Origin of the sequence: Klebsiella sp. P1CD1, from assembly GCF_003790505.1 — a bacterium.
GTDB lineage: Bacteria > Pseudomonadota > Gammaproteobacteria > Enterobacterales > Enterobacteriaceae > Klebsiella > Klebsiella variicola.
In genome coordinates this window covers 5,117,324-5,139,439 of the sequence record NZ_CP033631.1, presented here as the reverse complement: position 1 = coordinate 5,139,439, position 22,116 = coordinate 5,117,324, and the positions used below count along the sequence as shown (strand labels likewise).

General features: G+C 58.9%; 23 protein-coding genes. 11 read left to right on the top strand and 12 right to left on the bottom strand.

Annotation, left to right across the window (positions count from 1 at the left end):
- Nucleotides 1-8 precede the first annotated feature (8 nt).
- The 8 genes from DTA24_RS25370 to DTA24_RS25335 all read left to right on the top strand — a co-directional run bounded on the left by DTA24_RS25370 (nucleotide 9) and on the right by DTA24_RS25335 (nucleotide 7,546).
- A complete protein-coding gene (locus DTA24_RS25370; RefSeq protein WP_004152267.1) occupies nucleotides 9-653 on the top strand; it encodes a DUF4310 family protein in 645 nt (214 codons plus the stop codon).
- Nucleotides 654-766: 113 nt separating this feature from the next.
- The gene (locus tag DTA24_RS25365) at nucleotides 767-1,900 is read left to right on the top strand and encodes an amidohydrolase/deacetylase family metallohydrolase (RefSeq protein WP_012969089.1); all 1,134 of its coding nucleotides are present in this window, start codon (nucleotides 767-769) and stop codon (nucleotides 1,898-1,900) included.
- On the top strand, nucleotides 1,884-3,002 hold the full coding sequence (locus DTA24_RS25360; RefSeq protein ID WP_012543087.1) for a DgaE family pyridoxal phosphate-dependent ammonia lyase: 1,119 nt from the start codon (nucleotides 1,884-1,886) through the stop codon (nucleotides 3,000-3,002). Before DTA24_RS25365 ends, DTA24_RS25360 begins: the two co-directional genes overlap by 17 nt.
- A complete protein-coding gene (gene dagF, locus DTA24_RS25355; RefSeq protein WP_008807137.1) occupies nucleotides 2,999-3,739 on the top strand; it encodes a 2-dehydro-3-deoxy-phosphogluconate aldolase in 741 nt (246 codons plus the stop codon). Before DTA24_RS25360 ends, dagF begins: the two co-directional genes overlap by 4 nt.
- Before the next feature lie 125 nt (nucleotides 3,740-3,864).
- Complete coding sequence (locus tag DTA24_RS25350; RefSeq protein WP_123837121.1) at nucleotides 3,865-5,019, top strand: lactonase family protein; 1,155 nt, start codon at nucleotides 3,865-3,867, stop codon at nucleotides 5,017-5,019.
- Nucleotides 5,020-5,041: 22 nt separating this feature from the next.
- Nucleotides 5,042-6,952 (top strand): BglG family transcription antiterminator, encoded by a 1,911-nt coding sequence (locus DTA24_RS25345; RefSeq protein WP_032731805.1) that lies wholly within the window; start codon nucleotides 5,042-5,044, stop codon nucleotides 6,950-6,952.
- Between the two features lie 77 nt (nucleotides 6,953-7,029).
- Nucleotides 7,030-7,272, top strand: coding sequence for a type II toxin-antitoxin system RelB/DinJ family antitoxin (locus DTA24_RS25340; protein WP_002886901.1), 243 nt, complete (start codon nucleotides 7,030-7,032; stop codon nucleotides 7,270-7,272).
- A complete protein-coding gene (locus DTA24_RS25335; RefSeq protein ID WP_022065401.1) occupies nucleotides 7,262-7,546 on the top strand; it encodes a type II toxin-antitoxin system RelE family toxin in 285 nt (94 codons plus the stop codon). The genes DTA24_RS25340 and DTA24_RS25335 overlap by 11 nt, the downstream gene beginning before the upstream one ends.
- A gap of 3 nt (nucleotides 7,547-7,549) precedes the next feature.
- Here DTA24_RS25335 and nrdG read toward each other — a convergent pair whose 3' ends face one another.
- The 5 genes from nrdG to treR all read right to left on the bottom strand — a co-directional run bounded on the left by nrdG (nucleotide 7,550) and on the right by treR (nucleotide 14,993).
- On the bottom strand, nucleotides 7,550-8,014 hold the full coding sequence (nrdG, locus tag DTA24_RS25330) for an anaerobic ribonucleoside-triphosphate reductase-activating protein (RefSeq protein ID WP_022065402.1): 465 nt from the start codon (nucleotides 8,012-8,014) through the stop codon (nucleotides 7,550-7,552).
- 249 nt (nucleotides 8,015-8,263) lie between these two features.
- Complete coding sequence (gene nrdD, locus DTA24_RS25325) at nucleotides 8,264-10,402, bottom strand: anaerobic ribonucleoside-triphosphate reductase (protein WP_077139001.1); 2,139 nt, start codon at nucleotides 10,400-10,402, stop codon at nucleotides 8,264-8,266.
- 385 nt (nucleotides 10,403-10,787) lie between these two features.
- Nucleotides 10,788-12,443, bottom strand: a complete 1,656-nt coding sequence (gene treC / locus DTA24_RS25320) for an alpha,alpha-phosphotrehalase (RefSeq protein WP_077139002.1) — start codon at nucleotides 12,441-12,443, stop codon at nucleotides 10,788-10,790.
- A 51-nt stretch (nucleotides 12,444-12,494) separates the two neighbouring features.
- On the bottom strand, nucleotides 12,495-13,913 hold the full coding sequence (gene treB / locus DTA24_RS25315; RefSeq protein ID WP_008807131.1) for a PTS trehalose transporter subunit IIBC: 1,419 nt from the start codon (nucleotides 13,911-13,913) through the stop codon (nucleotides 12,495-12,497).
- A gap of 132 nt (nucleotides 13,914-14,045) precedes the next feature.
- Nucleotides 14,046-14,993, bottom strand: a complete 948-nt coding sequence (gene treR, locus DTA24_RS25310; protein ID WP_008807130.1) for a trehalose operon repressor TreR — start codon at nucleotides 14,991-14,993, stop codon at nucleotides 14,046-14,048.
- Between the two features lie 113 nt (nucleotides 14,994-15,106).
- Here treR and mgtL point away from each other — a divergent pair, with 113 nt between their 5' ends.
- Nucleotides 15,107-15,226, top strand: a complete 120-nt coding sequence (mgtL, locus tag DTA24_RS29130) for a mgtA regulatory leader peptide MgtL (RefSeq protein ID WP_353074613.1) — start codon at nucleotides 15,107-15,109, stop codon at nucleotides 15,224-15,226.
- A gap of 145 nt (nucleotides 15,227-15,371) precedes the next feature.
- Entirely contained in the window at nucleotides 15,372-18,080 is a 2,709-nt protein-coding gene (gene mgtA, locus DTA24_RS25300; protein ID WP_123837120.1) for a magnesium-translocating P-type ATPase, read from the top strand.
- A gap of 71 nt (nucleotides 18,081-18,151) precedes the next feature.
- On the opposite strand, the gene ridA is transcribed toward mgtA, so the two are convergent.
- The 5 genes from ridA to DTA24_RS25280 form a co-directional block, all read right to left on the bottom strand.
- Nucleotides 18,152-18,538 (bottom strand): 2-iminobutanoate/2-iminopropanoate deaminase, encoded by a 387-nt coding sequence (gene ridA / locus DTA24_RS25295; protein WP_002886926.1) that lies wholly within the window; start codon nucleotides 18,536-18,538, stop codon nucleotides 18,152-18,154.
- Nucleotides 18,539-18,690: 152 nt separating this feature from the next.
- Entirely contained in the window at nucleotides 18,691-19,152 is a 462-nt protein-coding gene (pyrI, locus tag DTA24_RS25290; RefSeq protein ID WP_002886927.1) for an aspartate carbamoyltransferase regulatory subunit, read from the bottom strand.
- 13 nt (nucleotides 19,153-19,165) lie between these two features.
- Nucleotides 19,166-20,101, bottom strand: a complete 936-nt coding sequence (gene pyrB, locus DTA24_RS25285; protein WP_064160880.1) for an aspartate carbamoyltransferase — start codon at nucleotides 20,099-20,101, stop codon at nucleotides 19,166-19,168.
- Nucleotides 20,102-20,103: 2 nt separating this feature from the next.
- Nucleotides 20,104-20,163: a pyrBI operon leader peptide gene (locus DTA24_RS28965; protein ID WP_227650304.1), complete on the bottom strand. Its 60-nt coding sequence runs from the start codon at nucleotides 20,161-20,163 to the stop codon at nucleotides 20,104-20,106.
- Nucleotides 20,138-20,242 carry a pyrBI operon leader peptide gene (locus tag DTA24_RS25280; RefSeq protein WP_012969080.1) on the bottom strand — a complete coding sequence of 35 codons (105 nt, stop codon included), beginning with the start codon at nucleotides 20,240-20,242 and terminating at the stop codon, nucleotides 20,138-20,140. The genes DTA24_RS28965 and DTA24_RS25280 overlap by 26 nt, the downstream gene beginning before the upstream one ends.
- A gap of 194 nt (nucleotides 20,243-20,436) precedes the next feature.
- Here DTA24_RS25280 and DTA24_RS25270 point away from each other — a divergent pair, with 194 nt between their 5' ends.
- Complete coding sequence (locus DTA24_RS25270) at nucleotides 20,437-20,889, top strand: YhcH/YjgK/YiaL family protein (protein WP_064324029.1); 453 nt, start codon at nucleotides 20,437-20,439, stop codon at nucleotides 20,887-20,889.
- Nucleotides 20,890-20,950: 61 nt separating this feature from the next.
- On the opposite strand, the gene argF is transcribed toward DTA24_RS25270, so the two are convergent.
- Both argF and argL read right to left on the bottom strand, forming a co-directional pair.
- Entirely contained in the window at nucleotides 20,951-21,955 is a 1,005-nt protein-coding gene (gene argF / locus DTA24_RS25265; RefSeq protein WP_012543079.1) for an ornithine carbamoyltransferase, read from the bottom strand.
- Nucleotides 21,925-22,020, bottom strand: coding sequence for a putative translational regulatory protein ArgL (gene argL / locus DTA24_RS29125; RefSeq protein WP_370736902.1), 96 nt, complete (start codon nucleotides 22,018-22,020; stop codon nucleotides 21,925-21,927). Before argL ends, argF begins: the two co-directional genes overlap by 31 nt.
- Between the last annotated feature and the right edge of the window lie 96 nt (nucleotides 22,021-22,116).

Genomic DNA, 22,116 nt, shown 5'->3' with positions numbered 1-22,116 from the left:
GCCTGATAATGGAACAGAATAAAGGTTTTTGGTATGCCGACTGGTCGTTCCCGATCTTTGTTGGCCTGCTCTCCTCCGGCGTCTTCGCCGGGACACACATGTACTACCTGTACGGCATCGGCGCCTTTAACGAAGTGGCCTTCGTGGCCATGCTGAAGTCGGGGATTGATACCGGCGTTTACGGCGCGGTGGCGGCGTTTGGCGCCAGCTTCCTGTTCGCCCGCATCATCGAAGGGTCGCTGGTGGGGATCCTCGATATCGGCGGAGCGATACAGACCGGTATCGGTCTTGGCGTACCGGCGCTGCTGCTCGGCGCGGGCTTTGTCTTCCCGGTGGCGAACTTCGCCGCCTCGCTGGTCACCGGCCTGGTCCTTGGTCTGGCAGTGGGTTACATCATCATTCTGGCGCGTAAGTTCACCATTAACCAGAGCGATTCAACTTACGGCGCCGACGTGATGATGGGGGCCGGTAATGCCTCCGGCCGCTTCCTCGGTCCCTTGATTATCCTCAGCGCGATGACCGCCTCGATTCCTATCGGGATTGGCTCGCTGGTTGGCGCACTGCTGTTCTACATCTGGCAGAAACCGATCACCGGCGGCGCCATCCTCGGCGCGATGATCCTCGGCTCCATCTTCCCGGTGGCGATTAGCTAATCGCCCGATGGCGCTGCGCTTATCGGGCCTACACGTCAGCGCGATTGGTAGGCCGGATAAGGCGGTACGCCGCCATCCGGCAACAGATTCACCCTTTTCATCAGGAGATAGCTATGTTTGATTTACTCCTGCGCCGTGCGCGCCTCGTCGACGATACCCTGACTGATATCGCCATCCAGGACGGGAAAATCGCGGCGCTGGGCGAGATTAGCGCGCCCTCCCGCAACACCCTCGATCTGCACGGCAACAGCTACGTCAGCGCCGGCTGGATTGACTCCCACGTTCACTGCTACCCGAATTCGCCGATTTATCACGATGAGCCGGACAGCGTCGGCATCGCCACCGGCGTCACCACCGTGATTGATGCCGGCAGCACCGGCGCCGACGACGTCGATGACTTCTATCAACTGACCCGTAACGCGGCGACGGAAGTTTATGCGTTGCTCAATATCTCCCGCGTCGGGCTGATTGCGCAGAATGAACTGGCGAATATGGCCAATATCGACGCCGCTGCGGTGAAGCAGGCGGTGCAGCGTCATCCTGATTTTATCGTCGGCCTGAAGGCGCGGATGAGCAGCAGCGTCGTCGGCGAAAACGGCATTACGCCGCTGGCGCGCGCCAAGGCCATTCAGCAGGAAAACGGCGATCTGCCGCTGATGGTGCACATCGGCAATAACCCGCCGAACCTCGATGAAATCGCCGATCTGCTGAGCCGCGGCGACATCATTACCCACTGCTATAACGGCAAGCCGAACCGCATTCTGAATCCCGCCGGCGAACTGCGTAGCTCGATTACTCGCGCTCTGCAGCGCGGCGTGCGCCTCGACGTTGGGCACGGCACCGCCAGCTTCAGCTTTGAAGTGGCGCGGCGGGCGATTGCGCTGGGCATTCTGCCGCACACCATCAGCTCCGACATTTACTGCCGCAACCGTATCGACGGTCCGGTGCGCTCGCTGGCGCTGGTGATGTCGAAATTCCTCGCCATCGGCATGACCCTGCCGCAGGTCATTGCCTGCGTGACCGTCAGCGCCGCCGAGGGGCTGCGCCTGTCGCGTAAAGGGCGGCTGGAAGTGGGCTTCGACGCCGATTTAACGCTATTTCGCCTGGAGCACCGGCCCACGCTGCTGGTGGATGCCGAAAAAGAGAGCCTCCAGGCTGACAACATTCTGGTGCCGCTGGCCGCGATCCGCGCGGGCAAAGGCTATCTGACCGAACAAGGGAGCGCGGAACATGCCTTCGATTTTTGAGAAATACCATTTAAAACAGGTGATTAATACTTCGGGCCGCATGACGGCGCTGGGCGTTTCCACGCCGCGCCCGGAAGTGGTGGAAGCCGCGATGGCCGGTATGAACCAGTACTTTGAAATGAAAGACCTGGTGAATAAAACCGGCGAGTACATTGCCAGGTTGCTGGACGTGGAAGGGGCGACCGTTGTCTCCTGCGCGTCGGCGGGGATTGCCCAGTCGGTGGCGGCGGTGCTGGTGAAAGACAGCGACTGGCTGCTGGAGAACCTGCACGTTACGCCGATTGAGAATAACGAAATCGTGTTGCCGAAGGGCCACAACGTCAACTTCGGCGCGCCGGTTGGCACCATGGTGGCGCTGGGCGGCGGTAAGCTGGTGGAAGCGGGCTACGCCAACGAATGTTCCGCCGATCAGTTGGCGGCGGCAATCACCCCGCGCACCGCGGCGATCCTGTACATCAAATCCCACCACTGCGTACAGAAAAGCATGCTCAACGTCGCGCAGGCTGCGGAAGTGGCGCGCCAGCATGGCTTGCCGCTGATTGTCGATGCGGCGGCGGAAGAAGATCTACAGTGCTACTACCGCATGGGCGCCGACCTGGTGATCTACAGCGGCGCAAAAGCCATTGAAGGGCCGACCAGCGGGCTGGTGATCGGCAAAACGCAGTACGTCGAGTGGGTTAAACGCCAGTCGATGGGGATTGGCCGGGCGATGAAAGTGGGTAAAGAGGGCATTCTCGGCCTGACCTGCGCCATTGAACACTACCTGACGGCGAGCAAAGAGAGCGGCGAGCAGATGGTAGCCAAAATGACGCCGTTTATCGAACAGCTCAACACGCTTAACGGCGTGACCGCCCGGGTGGTGTGGGATAGCGCGGGTCGCGATATCGCCCGCGCCGAAATCAAATTCAACGAAGCGGTGACCGGCGTGAAGACCGGCGATCTGGTTAACGCGCTGAAGCAGGGCGAATACGCCATCTACTTCCGCGGCTATAAAGCTAACGAAGGCATTATCGAAGCCGATGTCCGCAGCGTGAACGCGGAGCAGCTGGCGGTGGTCGCCCGCCGCATCGCGGAAGTGCTGAACAAGGAGAAACAAGCATGAAACTGACCCCAAACTTTTACCGTGATCGCGTGTGCCTGAACGTCCTGGCGGGCAGCAAAGACAACGCCCGCGAAATTTACGACGCGGCGGAAGGTCACGTCCTGGTCGGCGTGCTCTCCAAAAACTATCCGGATGTCGCCAGCGCGGTGGCCGATATGCGTGACTACGCGAAGCTTATTGATAACGCGCTCTCCGTCGGGCTGGGCGCAGGCGATCCAAACCAGTCGGCGATGGTGAGCGAGATTTCTCGCCAGGTGCAGCCGCAGCATGTCAACCAGGTCTTCACCGGCGTGGCTACCAGCCGCGCGCTGCTCGGGCAGAATGAGACCGTGGTGAATGGCCTGGTCTCGCCGACCGGTACGCCGGGAATGGTGAAGATCTCCACCGGCCCGCTGAGCAGCGGCGCGGCGGATGGCATTGTGCCGCTGGAAACCGCCATCGCGCTGCTGAAAGACATGGGCGGCAGCTCCATCAAATACTTCCCGATGGGCGGCCTGAAGCACCGCGCCGAATTCGAAGCCGTCGCCAAAGCCTGCGCTGCGCACGATTTCTGGCTGGAACCGACCGGCGGTATCGATCTGGACAACTACAGCGAGATCCTGAAAATCGCTCTCGATGCCGGGGTGAGCAAAATCATCCCGCATATCTACAGCTCGATTATCGATAAAGCCAGCGGCAACACCCGCCCGGCCGATGTGCGCCAGCTGCTGGAGATGACTAAACAGTTAGTGAAGTAGTGCTATTGCCGCTCATCCTAACTTTCTCCCGGAGGGAGAGGGAACTATCTGGTTTTCTCCCTCTCCCTTTGGGAGAGGGCCGGGGTGAGGGGCAACTTATCCCACCGAACCATCAAGGAGTTGCTATGCCTGTCGCTCGTCATCTGCTTGTCGCTTCACTGTCCCTGTTTGCCGCCGCCGCGGGCGCCGCGCAAACCCACTATGCCTGGGTGGGTACCTATAATCCCAATGGCGAAGGTCTGTACCGCTTTACCGTCGATGCCAACACCGGCGCGCTGCGTGACAGGGCGCTGGTGAGCGCGTTGCCAAACGTCGCGCAACTGACCGTGTCGCGCGATGGCAAAACGCTGTATGCCGCCAGTGAAGTCGAAAAAGGCGTCGTGCAGGCGTGGCGCATTGAGAAGAATGGCGAGCTGACCGCGCTCAGCCAGGTTGCCTCCGGCGGCGCCGGGCCGGTGTATCTCTCCCTGACGCCGGATGGTAAACATCTTCTGGTGGCCAACTACGTCAGCGGCAGTATCGCCGTGCTACCGGTGAAAGAAGATGGTAGCCTGGGCGAGGCAGTGGACAAGCATCAGGATGAAGGCCCGGCAGGCGCCGAACGCCCGGCGGCGGCCGTCGAGGGCAGCTTCGCCATCAGCGATCACAATGGCCCGCACGCCCATATGATCGCCGCCGATCCCAGCGGGAAATTTGTTTATTCCACCGATCTGGGGCTGGATCGGATCTATCAGTACCGGCTGGATAGCGACAGCGGCAAGCTGACGCCGAACGATCCGCCGTTCATCGCCGCTTCGTCGCCGGGCGCCGGCCCACGCCACTTCGTCTTTACGCCAAAGGGCGACGGCCTGTGGCTGATCAACGAAGAAGCGTCGACGCTGACTTTCTATCATCTGAATAAGCAAAGCGGCTTGCTGCGCGAAGGCAAAACCGTCTCCGCGCTGCCGAAAGAGTATAAGGGCACCAGCTTTGCCGCCGGTCTGGCGCTGAGCAACGATGGTAAGCAGCTGTATGTCGCCAACCGCCTGCATAACAGCATCGCCCACTTTACGGTGCAGGCCGACGGCCGCCTGAGCCACCAGGAGGATATCTGGACGCGTGGGGATTACCCCCGTACGCTGACCCTGGATAATCAAGGGCAGTGGCTGTACGTCATGAACCAGCGTAGCGATAATATTACCCGCTTCAGCGTGGCGCCGAAGGATGGCAAATTAACCTTTGCCTCCGACTACACGCCGGTTGGTAGCCCATCGCAGATGGTGATATCCGCCCAACCCTGAGCCGTAACCACAAGGAACTGACATGCGATTTCCCAACCAACGCTTAGCGCAACTCTTCACCCTGCTGCGAAATGAAACGCTGCCGCAGGATGAGCTGGCGCAACGCCTGTCGGTTTCCACCCGTACCGTGCGCGCCGATATTACCGCCCTGAATGCGCTGCTGGCGCAGTATGGCGCGCAGTTTATCCTCAACCGCGGCAGCGGTTATCAACTGAAAATTGATAACCCGGCGAGCTTTCAGGCGCTGGAGGAGACGGCGCCGAAGACGCAGCACGTGCCGCGAACCGCCCAGGATCGCATCACGTTTCTGCTGGTGCGCTTCCTGACGTCGGCGTTCTCCATCAAGCTGGAAGATCTGGCGGATGAGTGGTTCGTCAGCCGCGCGACGCTGCAAAATGATATGGTCGAGGTGCGTGAGCGCTTCCAGCGCTATCAGCTTACCCTTGAAACCCGCCCTCGCCACGGCATGAAGCTGTTTGGTAGCGAGGTGTCGATTCGCGCCTGCCTGACCGATCTGCTGTGGGAGCTGGCCCAACAGGGCGGTATCAATCCGTTGATCGGTGCCGAGGCGCTGGAGGCGGAAGTGCCTGCGCTGCTGGAGCCGATGCTGCAGGAGACGCTCACCCGGCACCATATTCGCCTCACTGATGTCGGTGAGCGCTTTATCTGCCTGTACGGCGCAGTGGTGGTGCGCCGCGTCAGCGAAGGCTATCCGCTGGCCGATTTCAGCGCCGAAGATGTGGCGCAAAACGTCCGCGACGCCGCGCGCGATTTGGCGGGAGAGCTACAGCGGCTGGCCGGAAAGCCCTTCTCGCCCGCCGAAGAAGAGTGGCTGTGCGTGCATCTCGCCGCCCGTCAGGTGCAGGACGTCGACCCGGAAACCATCAGCGCCGACGATGACGAAGCGCTGGTCAATTACATTCTGCGCTACATCAACAGCCAGTATAACTACAACCTGCTGGACGACGCCCAGTTGCACGCCGATCTGCTGACCCACATTAAGACCATGATCACCCGCGTGCGCTACCAGATCATGATCCCCAATCCGCTGCTGGATAACATCAAACAGCACTACCCGATGGCCTGGGATATGACCCTGGCCGCGGTCTCCAGCTGGGGGAAATATACTCCGTACACCATCAGCGAAAACGAAATCGGCTTTCTGGTGCTGCATATCGGCGTCGGGCTGGAGCGTCACTACAACATTGGCTACCAGCGTCAACCACAGGTGCTACTGGTCTGCGATACCAGCAATGCGATGGTACGGATGATCGAAGCGATCCTGCAGCGCAAATATCCGCAGCTGGAGATCGCCGCCACGATTTCCCAGCGCGAGTATGAACAGCGGGATGCGATCGAGGCGGATTTTGTTATCTCCACGGTGCGCATCAGCGAAAAAGACAAACCGGTGGTGACCATCGCGCCGTTTCCCACCGACTATCAGCTGGATCAGATTGGCAAGCTGGTGCTGGTGGACCGTACCCGTCCGTGGATGCTGAATAAGTACTTCGATGCCGCCCACTTCCGGGTGGTCGATAAGCCGATGGATCAGCAAACGCTGTTCGCCGAGCTGTGCCAGCAGCTGCTGGAGGAAGGCTTTGTTGACGCCGAGTTTCATGCTTCGGTGGTGGAGCGTGAGGCGATTGTCAGCACCATGCTCGGCGATGGCATTGCGCTGCCGCACTCCCTGGGACTGTTGGCCAAAAAGACGGTGGTTTATACGGTTATCGCCCCGCAGGGCATCGCCTGGGGCGACGAAACCGCCCATATCATTTTCCTGCTCGCCATCAGTAAGCGCGAGTACGAAGAGGCGATGGCGATCTACGATATTTTCGTGACTTTCCTGCGCGAGCGCGCCATGAGCCGCCTTGCCACGACCCGCAGCTTCAATGAGTTTAAAACGGTGGCGATGGAGTGCGTCAGCCGGTTTTGAGAGGCGTTTTCCAGATTCGAATGTAATTCAAATGTAATGCTATACTGCATTACAAAATTCCCCTTTCTGGAGGCATAATGGCCACGCTCAATGTTCGACTGGACGATAAACTCAAAAAAGAGGCTTATGCCGTGCTGGAGAAACTCGATATGACACCAACGGAGGCGGTACGCCTGCTGTTTCAATACATTGCGGAAAATGGCCGCATGCCGGTGAAAAGTATGACCATCAGTGATGGCGAAGCGGCGTTATTACGCACCGTTCGCGAACGGCTGGAAAACCCACGGCCGGGGGTTAAGGTGAGTCTGGATGACCTATGAACTGGAGTTTGATCCACGAGCCTGGCGCGAATGGCAGATGCCTGGCGAGACGGTCAAAAAACAGTTCAAAAATAAGCTCCAGCAGATTGTGCAGAATCCGCGAATTGAGTCGGCCAGGCTGAGCGATTTACCGGATTGCTACAAAATCAAGCTTAAGGCGTCAGGTTATCGGTTGGTGTATCAAGTACGAGATAGTGTGGTGGTGGTTTACGTTATTGCCATTGGCAAAAGAGAGAAAGCGGCCGTTTATCATCAGGCGAATAAACGGCTCTAAACGCTATCGCAAATGATGTACCACCTGGTTGCTGCTGCCGCGCCAGATCAGCGCCGGGTCTTTTAAATCCTGCACAAACTTACCGTCGACCAGCACGTTGATCAGGTTCACCACCTGCATTTGCGCCTCATTCAGCTCATCCAGCTTATAGCCGGTCCAGACCCAGATATCTTTGCCGGGGCATTCGGCGCGCACGCGCTGAACCAGCTTGAGGATCTCCGCGATGTTTTGCGGATGCAGCGGATCGCCGCCGGAGAGTGAAATCCCCTGGCGCTTGATGCGGGTATCGTTGAGGTCGGCAATGATGCGGTCGGCCATCTCAGCGGTAAACGGCATACCGGAGTTCACCCGCCAGGTGCTCTTGTTGTAGCAGCCTGGGCACTCGTGGACGCAGCCGGAGACAAACAGGGTGCAGCGGGTGCCGGGGCCGTTGACGATATCTACCGGGTAGTACTGATGGTAATTCATTTTTCGCTTCTCAATTAACGCCATAGCCGCGTTGGCTGCGCTCGCTCACCCCAGTCACGTACTGAATGTACGCTCCCGGGGATTCCCTCGTTTGCCGCCTTGCTCTGACGCTAATTGCTTTGCGAAAACGGAGGAATGCGGCCATTTCCCGGGTCGCGGCGTTCCGCCTTACCCGGGCTACCGGACGGTGCAAAACAGTAGCCCGGATAAGGCGCTGCGCGCCGCTATCCGGGAAAAGCGCATTGGTCTTTAACCGATCTGCCCATTGGCCAGGTGCTTAACGCGGCGCTTCACTTCTTCCTGCTTGCCGGCGTTGAACGGACGCGCGTCCGGACTGCCGAGATAACCGCATACCCGACGAGTAACCGACACGCGAGCGGCATCGTGATTACCACATTTCGGGCAGGTAAAGCCCTTGCTGGTGCACTCGAACTCGCCGGTAAAACCACACTCGTAGCATTCATCGATCGGCGTATTAGTCCCGTAGTACGGCACGTGCTCATAGCTGTAATCCCACACGTCTTCCAGCGCCTTCAGGTTGTGCTGGATATTCGGGTACTCGCCGTAGCAAATGAAGCCGCCGTTGGCCAGCGGCGGGTACGGCGCTTCGAAATCGATCTTGTCGTACGGGTTGACCTTCTTCTCGACGTCGAGGTGGAAGCTGTTGGTGTAGTAACCTTTATCGGTCACGCCCTCCACTATGCCAAACTCGGCGGTGTCGAGACGGCAGAAGCGGTCGCACAGGTTTTCGCTCGGCGTGCTGTACAGACTAAAGCCGTAGCCGGTTTCTTCCTTCCACACATCGACGGCGTCGCGCAGGCGCTGGACGATGGCCACACCTTTCTCACGCAGCGCCTCGCTGTCGTACATATGCTGATTACCGTACAGCGCATTGATGGTCTCATGGATACCGATGTAACCCAGTGAAATGGACGCGCGGCCGTTTTTGAAAATCTCGGAGACGTCATCGTCGGCTTTCAGCCGCACGCCGCAGGCCCCTTCCATATACAGGATCGGCGCCACGCGGGCCTTCACCCCTTCCAGACGGGCAATACGGGTCATCAGCGCTTTGCGCGCCAGCTGCAGGCGCTCGTCCAGCAGCGCCCAGAAGGCGGCTTCGTCGCCTTTCGCTTCCAGGGCGATACGCGGCAGGTTGAGGCTAATCACGCCGAGATTGTTGCGCCCGTCATGCACCTGCTCACCGTTCTCGTTTTCCCACACCCCGAGGAAGCTGCGGCAGCCCATCGGCGTTTTAAACGACCCGGTGACTTTCACCACCTGATCGTAGTTGAGGATATCCGGGTACATGCGCTTGCTGGCGCACTCCAGCGCCAGCTGCTTGATGTCGTAGTTCGGATCGCCGAACTTATGGTTCAGACCGTCGCGAATGGCGAAGACCAGTTTCGGGAATACCGCGGTTTTGCGATTTTTACCGAGGCCAGCGATGCGGTTGCGCAGAATCGACTGCTGGATCATGCGCGACTCCCAGCTAGTGCCGAGGCCAAAACCAAAGGTGACAAACGGCGTCTGACCGTTGGCGGTATGCAGCGTGTTGACTTCATACTCCAGCGACTGGAAGGCGTCGTAGCACTCTTTTTCGGTACGGGCGCGGGCATAGCCTTCGGCGTCCGGGATCTGCCACTCTTCGGCGATTTTACGATGCTTTTTGAAGCTTTCGGTGACGAACGGCGCCAGCACTTCATCGATACGGTTGATGGTAGTGCCGCCATAAATATGGCTGGCGACCTGGGCGATGATCTGCGCCGTCACCGCGGTGGCGGTAGAGATAGACTTCGGCGGCTCGATCTCCGCGTTGCCCATCTTAAAGCCCTGGGTCAGCATCCCTTTCAGATCGATCAGCATGCAGTTGAACATCGGGAAGAAGGGCGAGTAATCGAGGTCGTGATAGTGGATCATGCCGCGCTCATGGCCCATCACCACATCGTGGGGCAGCAGGTGCTGCCGCGCATAGTGCTTGGCGACGATACCGGCCAGCAGGTCGCGCTGGGTCGGGATGACTTTACTGTCCTTGTTGGCATTTTCGTTGAGCAGCGCGGAGTTGGTCTGCTCGACGAGGCCGCGGATCTCCTGATTGAGACGGCCGCGCTTTTCGCGCTGGCTATCACGGTCATGGCGATACTCAATGTAGGCGCGCGCCAGCTGCTTATAGGGGCCGGACATCAGCTGGTTTTCTACCGCAGTCTGGATCTCGTTGATGTCGACCTGGGCGCGGCCCTGCATTTGTTGGCTAACGACTTCTGCGACGGTGGCGCAATAGTCTGCGTCATCGACTCCCGCTGCTTTAGCTGCACGTAGAATTGCTTCCTGAATGCGCTCTGATTTGAACGGCACTTTACAGCCATCACGTTTCATCACATGCGGTGTCATGATCACTCCATATATAGAACAGGTTATCCACAGAGGCGGAGGTTATCCCGAAGGCGCTGCACGCTACGGCTCGTGCTGTTTGCCTTCAGATCCGGCCCGTTTTATCCACATCTCATCACCGCCAGACATCGACAAGATATGGTGACATAATAGACGATTAATACAACATGTAGGGCCGGGACGCATTTTAAGTTCTATATGTAGTGATTTGCATCAAAGATGTTTGCGATTTTATTGACCCAGAACAAGGTAAAAAGGTGAGAGTACGGATGATGGGCGCTGGCGATAAATGTAAATTTATCTGGCTGGAAAATAAGCAAAAATGCCTGGCATCCACCTCCGATGCCAGGCATTACGCTCCGGTTTCTGTCGGGCAAGAAGTACCTTACGCCTGCAGCCACCATACGGCTTCGAACGGCCGCAGCGTCAGACCGGTCGGGCGGGGCGTGGTTTCGGCATAGTTGCTGATGATCATCTTCCAGTCGCCCTGGGCTTCCTCTGGCTGCCAGGTCTGCAGGTCGCGGCTCAGGTTGGCGGCCACCACCAGCGTTTGCCCCTGCCACTGACGGCGATAGCACCACAGCGATGGATGGTCCGGCAGGAGATCCTGGTAATCGCCCCAGGTCAGCAGTGGCAGGGTTTTGCGCAGCATAATCAGCTGCTGATAGGCATAAAACACCGAATCGGGGTCCGCCAGCGCCGCCTCAACGTTGATCTCCCGGTAGTTATCGCCAAGGCCGATCCACGGCTCACCGTCGCTGAAGCCGCCGTTCTCCCCGGCGTGCCATGGCATCGGCGTGCGGCTGTTGTCGCGCGACTTGCTGGCGAGGATCGCCAGCAGTTCGTCCGGGCTTTGCCCCTGCGCTGCGCGCTCGATAAACATATTGTGGCTTTCGACGTCACGGTAATCGCTGATGCTGCTGAAGTGCGGATTGGTCATGCCGATCTCTTCGCCCTGGTAGATATAGGGCGTGCCCTGCATGCCGTGCAGCACCATCGCCAGCATCTTCGCCGCCGGCACCCGGTACTCGCCTTCGTCGCCAAAGCGCGACACGATGCGCGGCTGATCGTGGTTACACCAGAACAGCGCGTTCCACGCCCGATTGTGCATCCCCTGCTGCCAGTGGCGGAACAGCGCTTTCAGCGCCACATAGTCCGGGCGGGCGAGGGTCCATTTTTCACCGCCGGGATAATCGACCTTTAAATGGTGGAAGTTAAAGGTCATCGACAGCTCGCGGCCGTCCAGCGCGGCGTACTGCTGGCAGTGCTCCAGCGAGGTGGAGGACATCTCGCCGACGGTCATCAGGTTACGGGGAGTAAAGACATCGCGGCTCATCTCCTGCAGGAATTCATGCACCCGCGGGCCGTCAGTGTAGAAGCGGCGGCCATCACCCTCCGCATCGCAGGGGAAGGTCTGGTCTTTCGAGATCAGGTTGACGACGTCGAGGCGCAGACCGTCGACGCCGCGGTCGGCCCAGAATTCGCAGACCTTTTTCAGCTCAGCGCGTACCGCCGGGTTCTCCCAGTTGAGATCCGCCTGTTCAATGGCGAACAGGTGCAGATAATACTGCCCGCTGTCGGCGTGCCACTGCCAGGCGTTGCCGCCAAATTTGGAGCGCCAGTTGTTCGGCAGCGCGTCCGGTTCGCCGTCGCGCCAGATATAGAACTGCCGGTAGGGACTCTCCTTATTCAGCGACTGACGGAACCATTCATGCTCGGTCGAGGTATGGTTCAGTACCATATCCAGCACGATGCGGATACCACGGGCCTTCGCCTCCGCCACCAGGGCGTCAAAGTCGGCCATCGTGCCGTAGGAGGGATCGATAGCGGTGTAGTTCGCCACATCGTAGCCGTTATCCACCTGCGGTGAGACATAGAACGGCGTCAGCCAGATGGCGTCGACCCCAAGCTTCTGCAGATAGTCGAGGCGGGAAGTGACGCCGCGCAGATCGCCGGTACCGCTGCCGGTGGTATCCTGAAAACTCTTCGGATAGATTTGATAAATAACGCCGTTTTGCCACCAGTGGGGAAGATGATTCATAGTGCTTTCCTGCTGCAACGAGGGGCGCCAAAGGCGCCCCGAAAGAAGAAGTTAGACAATCTGCAAGGTGCCCTGACGGTACTTGCGCTGATACACCACGGTGGTCAGGATAATCGGCACCACCACCGCGATAGCCATCGCCATGGCGTACACCTGCCAGTAGGTTGGCTGGATGGAGAGGATGCCCGGCAGGCCGCCGACGCCGATGCCGTTCGCCAGCACGCCGTTCAGGCCGCACAGCAGGCCGGCAAGACCGGAGCCGATCATCGCGCACAGCATCGGGAAGCGGTACTTCAGGTTGATACCGTACATCGCCGGTTCGGTAACCCCGAGGTAAGCAGAGATTGCCGCCGGCACCGAGATTTCGCGTTCATTCTGTTTACGGCTGGCAATAATAATGCCGACTACCGCCGATGCCTGGGCAATGTTGGAAAGCGCAATCAGTGGCCACACCGGGGTGCCGCCCATGCTCTGGATCATCTGCATATCGATAGCGAGGGTGGTCTGGTGGACACCGGTAATCACCAGCGGCGCGTAGAGGAAGCCGAACAGCGCGGCGCCGATTGGCGCGAAGCTGCCGGTTAACAGATGGCGTACCGCGAAGGCCACGCCGTCGCCGATCAGGCGGCCGAACGGACCGATAATGGCGTGCGCGAGGAACACCGCGAGGATCAGCGAGCAGACCGGGACAATGACCAGGTAGAGGTAGTCAGGCACGATGCGCTTGAGGCGCGTCTCGATAAAGCCGAGCGTCAGGCCCGCCAGCAGGGCCGGGATCACCTGCGCCTGGTAGCCGACTTTGGCAATGGTAAACAGGCCGAAGTTCCACACCTCCGGCACCTGCTGGCCGAGGAGATAGGCGTTCATCAGCTGCGGGGAAACCAGGGTGACGCCAAGGACGATCCCGAGGATCGGCGTGCCGCCCATTTTCTTCACCGCTGACCAGCAGATCCCCACCGGCAGATAGAAGAAGATCGCCTCGCCAATCAGCCACAGGAAGTCATAGATGGTTTTCAGCGACGGGTGCATCTGAGCCAGCGTCTGGCCGTTGCTCATGGGTAAGTCGCCGATGACGTTACGGAAACCGAGGATCAGACCGCCGCTGATCAGCGCCGGCAGCAGCGGGAAGAAGATCTCGGCAAAGTGCGAGATCAACTGCTCATGCCACTTCATATTTTGCCGCGCGGCCTGCTTGACCTGCTCTTTATCGGCGGAGGTCTGGCCGGTGGTGGCCAGCAGGGCCTTGTAGTAATCGCCCACCTCGGTGCCGATGACCACCTGGAACTGACCGGCGTTAGTGAAGCATCCCTTCACCATGCGCAGCTGTTCAATCTCTTTTGGTTTGGCGATGGCCGGGTCGTTCAGCACAAAGCGCAAACGGGTAATACAGTGGCTGACGGTGGCGATGTTGCCGCGTCCGCCCACCAGTTCGATCAGTTTATCGATGTCCTGCTGGTTTACTTTGCTCATGATGAAGCCTCAAAAACAGAGGGGGAGAGATGCCGTTTTTTACCTTGAGGGCATCCTAACCGTTCCGCTTGATTTGCAAAATGGGAACGTTCCCGAAACCCGGCGACGATCACATAAATCGTCCGAACGAGATTAATTCAGGGCGGCAGGAATCACGATCTGGCGGGGTTCGACGCTGCCGGCGATCTGCTCGATCAACTGCCGGGCGGCCCGGCGTCCGGACTCGGCATAGCCGGGATCGACGGTCAAGATTTCCGGGTGGAGAAACTTCATTAGCGGCGTGCTACCGACGCTGGCGAGCTGCAGCGCAGCGCGGCCCTGCTGCTGGAGGTACTTGCTGGCGCCGAGGGCGAGGGTATCCGTCGCGCAGACCAGGGCGCTGGTTTCGGCCGTCAGCACGCTGGCGACGGTGTCATACCCCTGCTTCATGCCCAAGCCCGGCAGAGCGGCGGTGGGCGTCAGGCGATGCTTTTTACAGAAAGCGAGGTAGGCGAGATGGCGGCGCTCGCCGGTGGTGACGTCGCTGTGCGGGACGCCAAGAAAACTGATGTGGCGATGTCCGCGATCGTAGAGCCGCTGCATCAGCAGCGTGATGGCGCCTTCGTCGTCATAGCACACCGAGGCGAAACCGGGGGCGTCGCGGGCCATCAGCACCAGCGTATCGCGCCAGGGGGCGAGCATCGCCTCATCAATGCCGGTAAATCCGAACAGCACTACGCCGTCAATATTACGCCGGGCGAGCATGCCGAGATGCTCTTCCACCAGTCCCGGGGAGAACTGACTCTCCATCATAATCGGATCGTAACCCTGTTCATAAAAGGCGGGCAGCATGGTCTGCACGGCAAGGTTTTCCGACAGGGAATCCAGACGGGTGACGATAATCGCCACCACTTTATCGCTCTGGCCGCGCATGGCGCGGGCGGAGCGGGAGGGTGAGAAACCGTGCTGCTGCATCACCGCTTCGACGCGCTCGCGGGTCCGTTCGCTGACCCCGCTCTCGTTGTTAAGGACGCGGGATACCGTCGATTTTCCTACGCCGCTTAAACGCGCAATATCTTTGATGGTCAGCCGGTTCTGCATGCGGAATTCTCGTCAGGGATGGTAGAAGTGAGCCTAATGCTACTCAACCAAACCGCAATGAGCAAAGTCTGGTTTACGTTCGGTTTAGTTGCGCGGGCTTATCATCGCCATAAATGCCACACATGTCTCAACGAGCGCGCTATAATCCGCGCCGTTTATATTCACTTACCGGAGAATTTATGGACCCCGATCCCACTCCTCATCCTCGATGGAGCAACCTTTCTTTCCGGTAAGCCTGTTTAACACTGCTTTACCGGAAAGCGTAAAGCAGTGATGTCCTTGATGTCCCTGCCATAAAAATTACATGCCTGACAGGTAGGCTTTGCTACGCCTGTTGGCGACGCTGCGTTCGCTCGCGCGAGCGCGGAGGGACTGTTTATGTTGAAAAATTATACCCGGCAGCTGTTCGCGCAGCTTAGCCGCCATCTGCCACGCCGTTTGGTCCAGCGCGATCCGCTGCCTGATGCCCGTAACCTGACCAGCGTGCCGATCCCGGACTCGCTCGGCAAGCGCTGCCTGGACGTTGCGGCGATGGATGACCAGGAGATCTGGCGTGCCTTTGACAGCCACCCTGAAGGGCTCAATGAAGGCGAAGTGGCGGCAAAGATCCTCAAACATGGTGACAATCAGATCCCGGCGCAGAAGCCCTCGCCGTGGTGGGTGCATCTGTGGACCTGCTATCGCAACCCGTTCAACCTGCTGCTGACGGTGCTCGGCATCGTCTCCTATTCCACCGAAGATCTGTTCGCCGCGGGCGTTATCGCGCTGATGGTCGGCATCTCGACGCTGCTTAACTTCATCCAGGAAGCGCGCTCGACCAAAGCGGCGGATGCGCTAAAGGCGATGGTCAGCAATACCGCCACGGTGCTGCGGGTGGTGAACGAGCAGGGGGAGAGCCGCTGGCTTGAACTGCCTATCGACCAACTGGTGCCAGGAGATATCGTCAAGCTGTCGGCGGGAGATATGATCCCGGCGGACCTGCGCATTATTCAGGCGCGCGATCTGTTTGTCGCTCAGGCCTCGCTGACCGGCGAATCGCTGCCGGTAGAGAAAGTCGCGCGCAGCCGCGACCCGCTGCAGCAGAACCCGCTGGAATGCGACACCCTGTGCTTTATGGGGACCAACGTGGTGAGCGGCTCGGCGCAGGCTATCGTCTACGCCACCGGCGGCAACACCTGGTTTGGCCAGCTGGCCGGGCGCGTCAGCGAGCAGGAAAGCGAGCCGAACGCCTTCCAGAAAGGCATCAGCCGGGTCAGCATGCTGCTGATCCGCTTTATGCTGGTGATGGCCCCGGTGGTGCTATTGATTAATGGCTACACCAAAGGCGACTGGTGGGAAGCGGCGCTCTTTGCACTGTCGGTGGCGGTCGGCCTGACGCCGGAGATGCTGCCGATGATCGTCACCTCGACGCTGGCGCGCGGGGCGGTGAAGCTGTCGAAACAAAAAGTGATCGTCAAACACCTCGACGCCATTCAGAACTTTGGCGCGATGGATATTCTCTGCACCGATAAAACCGGCACCCTGACTCAGGACAAGATCGTGCTGGAGAACCACACCGATGTCTCCGGTAAGTCCAGCGAGAGAGTGCTGCATACCGCCTGGCTCAACAGCCATTACCAGACCGGGCTGAAAAACCTGCTCGATACCGCGGTGCTGGAAGGCGTGGAACTGGAGGCCGCTCGCGGTCTCGCGGAGCGCTGGCAGAAGGTGGATGAGATCCCGTTCGACTTCGAACGCCGCCGCATGTCGGTGGTGGTAAAAGAGCAGGGCGACGCGCATCAGCTGATCTGTAAAGGGGCGCTGCAGGAGATCCTTAACGTCTCGACCCAGGTGCGCTACAACGGCGAAATCGTACCGCTGGACGACACCATGCTGCGCCGCATCCGTCGGGTCACCGATACTCTGAACCGTCAGGGACTGCGGGTGGTGGCGGTAGCAACCAAATACCTGCCGGCGCGCGAGGGCGATTACCAGCGCGCCGATGAATCCGACCTGATCCTCGAAGGCTACATCGCCTTCCTCGATCCGCCGAAAGAGACCACCGCCCCGGCGCTGAAGGCGCTGAAGGCCAGCGGCATCACGGTGAAAATCCTCACCGGCGATAGCGAACTGGTGGCGGCCAAGGTGTGCCATGAAGTGGGGCTGGATGCGGGCGAAGTGGTGATTGGCAGCCAGATTGAAGCCATGAGCGACGATGACCTGGCGGCGCTGGCGAAGCGCACCACTTTGTTTGCACGTCTGGCGCCGCTGCATAAAGAGCGTATCGTGACGCTGCTGAAACGCGAAGGTCACGTGGTGGGCTTTATGGGCGACGGCATCAACGACGCCCCGGCGTTACGCGCGGCGGATATTGGCATCTCGGTTGATGGCGCGGTGGATATCGCCCGCGAGGCGGCGGATATCATTCTGCTGGAAAAAAGCCTGATGGTGCTGGAGGAGGGGGTGATCGAAGGCCGCCGCACCTTCGCCAACATGCTCAAGTACATCAAAATGACCGCCAGCTCCAACTTCGGTAACGTCTTTAGCGTGCTGGTGGCCAGCGCCTTCCTGCCGTTTCTGCCGATGCTGCCGCTGCACCTGTTGATTCAGAACCTGCTGTACGATGTCTCCCAGGTGGCGATCCCGTTCGATAACCTCGATGATGAGCAGATCCGTAAACCGCAGCGCTGGAACCCGGCCGATCTCGGGCGCTTTATGGTCTTCTTCGGACCGATCAGCTCGATTTTCGATATCCTCACCTTCGGCCTGATGTGGTGGGTGTTCCACGCCAATACCGTGGAGATGCAGACTCTGTTCCAGTCCGGCTGGTTTATCGAAGGGCTGCTGTCGCAGACGCTGATTGTGCACATGATCCGCACCCGGCGCATTCCGTTCGTCCAGAGCCGCGCCGCGTGGCCGCTGTTCGCCATGACTCTGGTGGTGATGGCCGTGGGCATTGCCCTGCCGTTCTCGCCGCTGGCGGGCTACCTGCAGCTGCAGGCGCTGCCGCTCAGCTACTTCCCGTGGCTGGTGGTGATCCTGGCGGGCTATATGGTGCTGACCCAGACCGTTAAAGGTTTCTACAGCCGTCGCTACGGCTGGCAGTGAAGGGCGCATTTTCGGATGAGCCACGTAAAAAAGGCAGCCACTGGCTGCCTTTTTTCTGCCAACCAAAGCGATCAGCGACGCACGGCGATGGCTTCGATCTCGATCTTCACGTCTTTCGGCAGACGAGCGACTTCCACACAGGAGCGCGCCGGGAAGGTGGCATTGTGCTCGGTGAAGAACGCTTCGTAGGTGGCGTTAACGGTAGCGAAATCGTTGAGATCTTTGACGAATACGGTGGTCTTGACGATGTCGCCGACGGTGAGGCCAGCGGCTTCAACGATCGCTTTCACGTTGTTCAGCGACTGACGCGCCTGCGCGGACACGTCTTCCGGGACGCTGCCGGTTTTCGGGTCGACCGGGATCTGGCCAGAGGTGATGATCATGCTGCCCAGATCAACGCCCTGAACGTATGGGCCAATCGCTGCTGGTGCATTTTCCGTCGCAATAGTTTTGCTCATGTTATCTCCAGATGAACTGAGTAATGTTACGCAAAATCATTCAGGTTGCCGCCAGAGGGTAAGCGCTGTGCCGCCGGCGCAGACGCCGCCTGAAGGACGAAGCGTAGGGTGGTAGCCATTATAGGGAGGCCTACCACCAATACCAACCGCATTTAGTTGGCCAGCACCACATAATGAGAAAACTCTTTTTCACAGTATTTGCATTTGAGTGCGATGTCATCGGCGCGTTTTTTCACTGCAAAACTGGAAGAAACCGGTTCGGCGTGGCTGATACAGTTGCTGTTCGGGCAGACCAGCACGCTGTCAATGCGATCCGGCAGGCTCGGGCGGGATTTGCCCACCACTTCGTAATCATCAATGCGGTTTACCGTCGCCTGCGGGGCGTACAGCGACAGCTGGTTAACCTGCTCGTCGGTCAGGAAGGTGTTCTCGATTTTAATCAAATCCTTGCGGCCCATCTCGCCGGAGGGCAGGTTCAGGCCGATGGTGATGCGCTGGTCGGTTTCGGTCAGTTTGAACAGGGTGAGCAGCTTAAAGCCGACCTGCGCCGGGATATGGTCGATCACGGTGCCGCGTTTAATGGCTTCTACTTGCAGTTTATTGTCGTGTGTCATCTCTCATTCCCCCTTACAGTGCCAGCTCGCTATTCAGTACCAGTGCCAGTAACGCCTGGCGGGCGAAGATGCCGTTACCGGCCTGCTGGAAGTACCAGGCGTGCGGTGTTTTATCGACATCGGTGGTGATTTCGTCAATGCGCGGCAGCGGGTGCAGCACCTTCATGTTGGCGCGCGCCCCTTCGAGGTCGGCGGCGCGCAGGACGAACTGCGCTTTCACGTTGGCGTATTCCGACGGATCCAGACGCTCTTTCTGCACGCGGGTCATGTACAGAATATCCACTTCCGCCATCACGTCGTCGATGGCGCTATGCAGGCTCCAGGAGATACCTTTTTCATCCAGCATATCGAGGATGTACTGCGGCATGGCCAGCGCGTCCGGGGCGATAAAGTAGAAGCGGTTGCCGCTGAATTTGGCCAGCGCCTGGGTCAGGGAGTGGACGGTACGGCCATACTTCAGATCGCCGACCATCGCCACGTTGAGGTTTTCGAGGCGGCCCTGGGTCTCCTGAATGGTGAACAGGTCGAGCAGGGTTTGGGTCGGGTGCTGGTTAGCGCCGTCGCCAGCGTTCAGTACCGGCACGCCGCCGGAGAATTCGGTCGCCAGGCGCGCGGCGCCCTCCTGCGGATGACGCATCACGATGGCGTCAACATAGGTGCTGATAACGGAGATGGTATCCGCCAGGGTTTCCCCTTTTTTGCCCAGCGAGGTATTGGCGCTGTCAGAAAAGCCGACCACGCTGGCGCCCAGGCGGTGCATCGAGGTTTCAAAAGAGAGACGGGTACGGGTGGAGGCTTCAAAGAAACAGCTGGCGATAACCTTATGCTTCAGCAGCTCGGGTTGCGGATTGGCTTTCAGCTTTGCCGCCGTCGCCAGCACCAGTTCGAGGTCTTCGCGGCTGAGATCGTTTATGGAAATGATATGTTTTTGATATAGCGGGTTAGCCATGCTTATCTCCTGACGCCTGGGCAAAAAAAAAGCCCCTTAAATAAGGGGCTTCGGGAATCCAATGAGCAACGGAAAGAAAAACGCCAGGCCAGCGTCTGCGTTCAGACGCGCTAAGACAGAATGTCGTACGCAATTGGCCATGCTTCCTCCCGGCAAAACGACTGGCATTATACGCAGACCGTTATGACGATCAAGCGATTCATTCACAAACAGGTAATCGTTTGCCTGCAGAAAAGTGCGCCAGCGCAAAGAACGGTGAAACTGTACTGGTATGGCAGTGGCGATGGGGGTATAAAGTTATAAAATGAAATGCTGTTTTATATTCGAGGTAAGTGATGATTATTGGCAATATCCACCATCTGCAGCCATGGCTGCCTGCCGCGCTGCGCGAGGCCATTGAGCACGTCATCGCCCATGTCAGCGAGGCGACGCCGCTGGGTAAACACGATATCGACGGCAATAACCTGTTTTATCTGATTTCCGAAGACACCACCGAGCCGCAGGCCGCGCGCCGCGCGGAATACCATGCCCGCTATCTCGATATTCAGATTGTACTTCGCGGTCAGGAAGGGATGACCTTCAGTACCTTGCCGGCTGGAGAGCCGCAGATCGACTGGCTGGCGGAAAAAGACATCGCTTTTCTGGCCGAAGGCCAGCAGGAGAAAACGGTGATCCTCAACGAAGGGGATTTTGTGGTGTTTTATCCCGGCGAAGTGCATAAACCGCTGTGCGCCGTAGGCGCCCCGGCGAAGGTGCGCAAAGCGGTAGTGAAGATGCTGATGGCGTAAAATGGCGAGCCACATCCCGGATAAGCGCCGTGCTATCCGGGATGTGGCCACACGCGAAGGACTACTTGCTCAGCGTCGCCACCATCACCGCTTTGATGGTATGCATCCGGTTTTCCGCCTGATCGAAAACCACGCTCGCCGCCGACTCAAACACCTCGTCAGTCACTTCCATACCGCCGTGCAGGCCGTAATCGGCGGCCATCTGTTTGCCCAGCGTGGTCTGGTCGTCATGGAATGCCGGCAGGCAGTGGAGGAACTTGACCTGCGGATTGCCGGTCAGCGCCAGCATCGCGCTGTTAACCTGATAATCGCGGAGCAGGGCGATACGTTCGGCCCATTTTTCCTTCGCCTCGCCCATCGAGACCCAGACGTCGGTATAGATAAAATCGGCGCCTTTCACTCCTGCGGCGATATCTTCCGTCAGGGTGATGTTGCCGCCCTGCTGTTTGGCCAGCGCGGTACAGGTCTCCACCAGCTGAGACTCCGGCCAGCAGGCCGATGGCGCTACCAGGCGCAGATCCAGACCGGTCAGCGCTGCGGCTTCCAGCATCGAATTGCCCATGTTGTTGCGCGCGTCGCCGGCGTAGACCAGCGTCATCTGGTTAAAGGCTTTGCCCGGCAGGTGCTCTTTCATGGTCAGCAGGTCCGCCAGCAGCTGGGTGGGGTGGAACTCGTTGGTGAGGCCGTTCCACACCGGCACGCCGGCGTATTGCGCCAGGGTCTCCACCACCTCCTGGCCGTGGCCGCGATACTGAATGCCATCGTACATCCGCCCGAGCACGCGGGCGGTGTCTTTGATCGACTCTTTATGGCCAATCTGGCTGCCGCTTGGCCCCAGATAGGTCACGCGGGCGCCCTGATCGTATGCGGCAACTTCGAAAGAGCATCGTGTACGGGTTGAGTCTTTTTCGAAGATGAGCGCGATGTTTTTCCCTGCCAGTTTCTGGACTTCGATACCGTTTTTCTTATCGGCTTTGAGCTTTGCCGCCAGCTCGAGCAGGGCGGTGATTTCTGCAGGCGTAAAATCGAGTAACTTTAAAAAATGCTTCTGGTAAAACGCAGACATGGTTCCCTCACCTGGCATAGGCCACTAATTGAATTAAAATTCAATTTATATGTATGAATATTCATTTGCAAGTCTGTGATCGAAATCTTTCACTGAGAAGTGGAGGCAATGACGGCGGTATGTGACAATAGGGACAACTGCCGCACATTATGAGGAACGAG

Bases quoted from the DNA above. Each gene is read 5' to 3' on its own strand.
- DTA24_RS25370 (WP_004152267.1), top strand. From the start codon at position 9: ATGGAACAGAATAAAGGTTTTTGGTATGCCGACTGGTCGTTCCCGATC.
- treR (WP_008807130.1), bottom strand. From the start codon at position 14,993: ATGCAGAACCGGCTGACCATCAAAGATATTGCGCGTTTAAGCGGCGTA.
- pyrB (WP_064160880.1), bottom strand. From the start codon at position 20,101: ATGGCTAACCCGCTATATCAAAAACATATCATTTCCATAAACGATCTC.
- DTA24_RS25360 (WP_012543087.1), top strand. From the start codon at position 1,884: ATGCCTTCGATTTTTGAGAAATACCATTTAAAACAGGTGATTAATACT.
- ridA (WP_002886926.1), bottom strand. From the start codon at position 18,538: ATGAGCAAAACTATTGCGACGGAAAATGCACCAGCAGCGATTGGCCCA.
- mgtL (WP_353074613.1), top strand. From the start codon at position 15,107: ATGCCACACATGTCTCAACGAGCGCGCTATAATCCGCGCCGTTTATAT.
- DTA24_RS25335 (WP_022065401.1), top strand. From the start codon at position 7,262: ATGACCTATGAACTGGAGTTTGATCCACGAGCCTGGCGCGAATGGCAG.
- dagF (WP_008807137.1), top strand. From the start codon at position 2,999: ATGAAACTGACCCCAAACTTTTACCGTGATCGCGTGTGCCTGAACGTC.
- nrdG (WP_022065402.1), bottom strand. From the start codon at position 8,014: ATGAATTACCATCAGTACTACCCGGTAGATATCGTCAACGGCCCCGGC.
- treC (WP_077139002.1), bottom strand. From the start codon at position 12,443: ATGAATCATCTTCCCCACTGGTGGCAAAACGGCGTTATTTATCAAATC.
- DTA24_RS25270 (WP_064324029.1), top strand. From the start codon at position 20,437: ATGATTATTGGCAATATCCACCATCTGCAGCCATGGCTGCCTGCCGCG.
- DTA24_RS25340 (WP_002886901.1), top strand. From the start codon at position 7,030: ATGGCCACGCTCAATGTTCGACTGGACGATAAACTCAAAAAAGAGGCT.
- mgtA (WP_123837120.1), top strand. From the start codon at position 15,372: ATGTTGAAAAATTATACCCGGCAGCTGTTCGCGCAGCTTAGCCGCCAT.
- treB (WP_008807131.1), bottom strand. From the start codon at position 13,913: ATGAGCAAAGTAAACCAGCAGGACATCGATAAACTGATCGAACTGGTG.
- DTA24_RS25350 (WP_123837121.1), top strand. From the start codon at position 3,865: ATGCCTGTCGCTCGTCATCTGCTTGTCGCTTCACTGTCCCTGTTTGCC.
- DTA24_RS25280 (WP_012969080.1), bottom strand. From the start codon at position 20,242: ATGGCCAATTGCGTACGACATTCTGTCTTAGCGCGTCTGAACGCAGAC.
- argL (WP_370736902.1), bottom strand. From the start codon at position 22,020: ATGAATATTCATACATATAAATTGAATTTTAATTCAATTAGTGGCCTA.
- DTA24_RS25345 (WP_032731805.1), top strand. From the start codon at position 5,042: ATGCGATTTCCCAACCAACGCTTAGCGCAACTCTTCACCCTGCTGCGA.
- DTA24_RS25365 (WP_012969089.1), top strand. From the start codon at position 767: ATGTTTGATTTACTCCTGCGCCGTGCGCGCCTCGTCGACGATACCCTG.
- argF (WP_012543079.1), bottom strand. From the start codon at position 21,955: ATGTCTGCGTTTTACCAGAAGCATTTTTTAAAGTTACTCGATTTTACG.
- pyrI (WP_002886927.1), bottom strand. From the start codon at position 19,152: ATGACACACGACAATAAACTGCAAGTAGAAGCCATTAAACGCGGCACC.
- nrdD (WP_077139001.1), bottom strand. From the start codon at position 10,402: ATGACACCGCATGTGATGAAACGTGATGGCTGTAAAGTGCCGTTCAAA.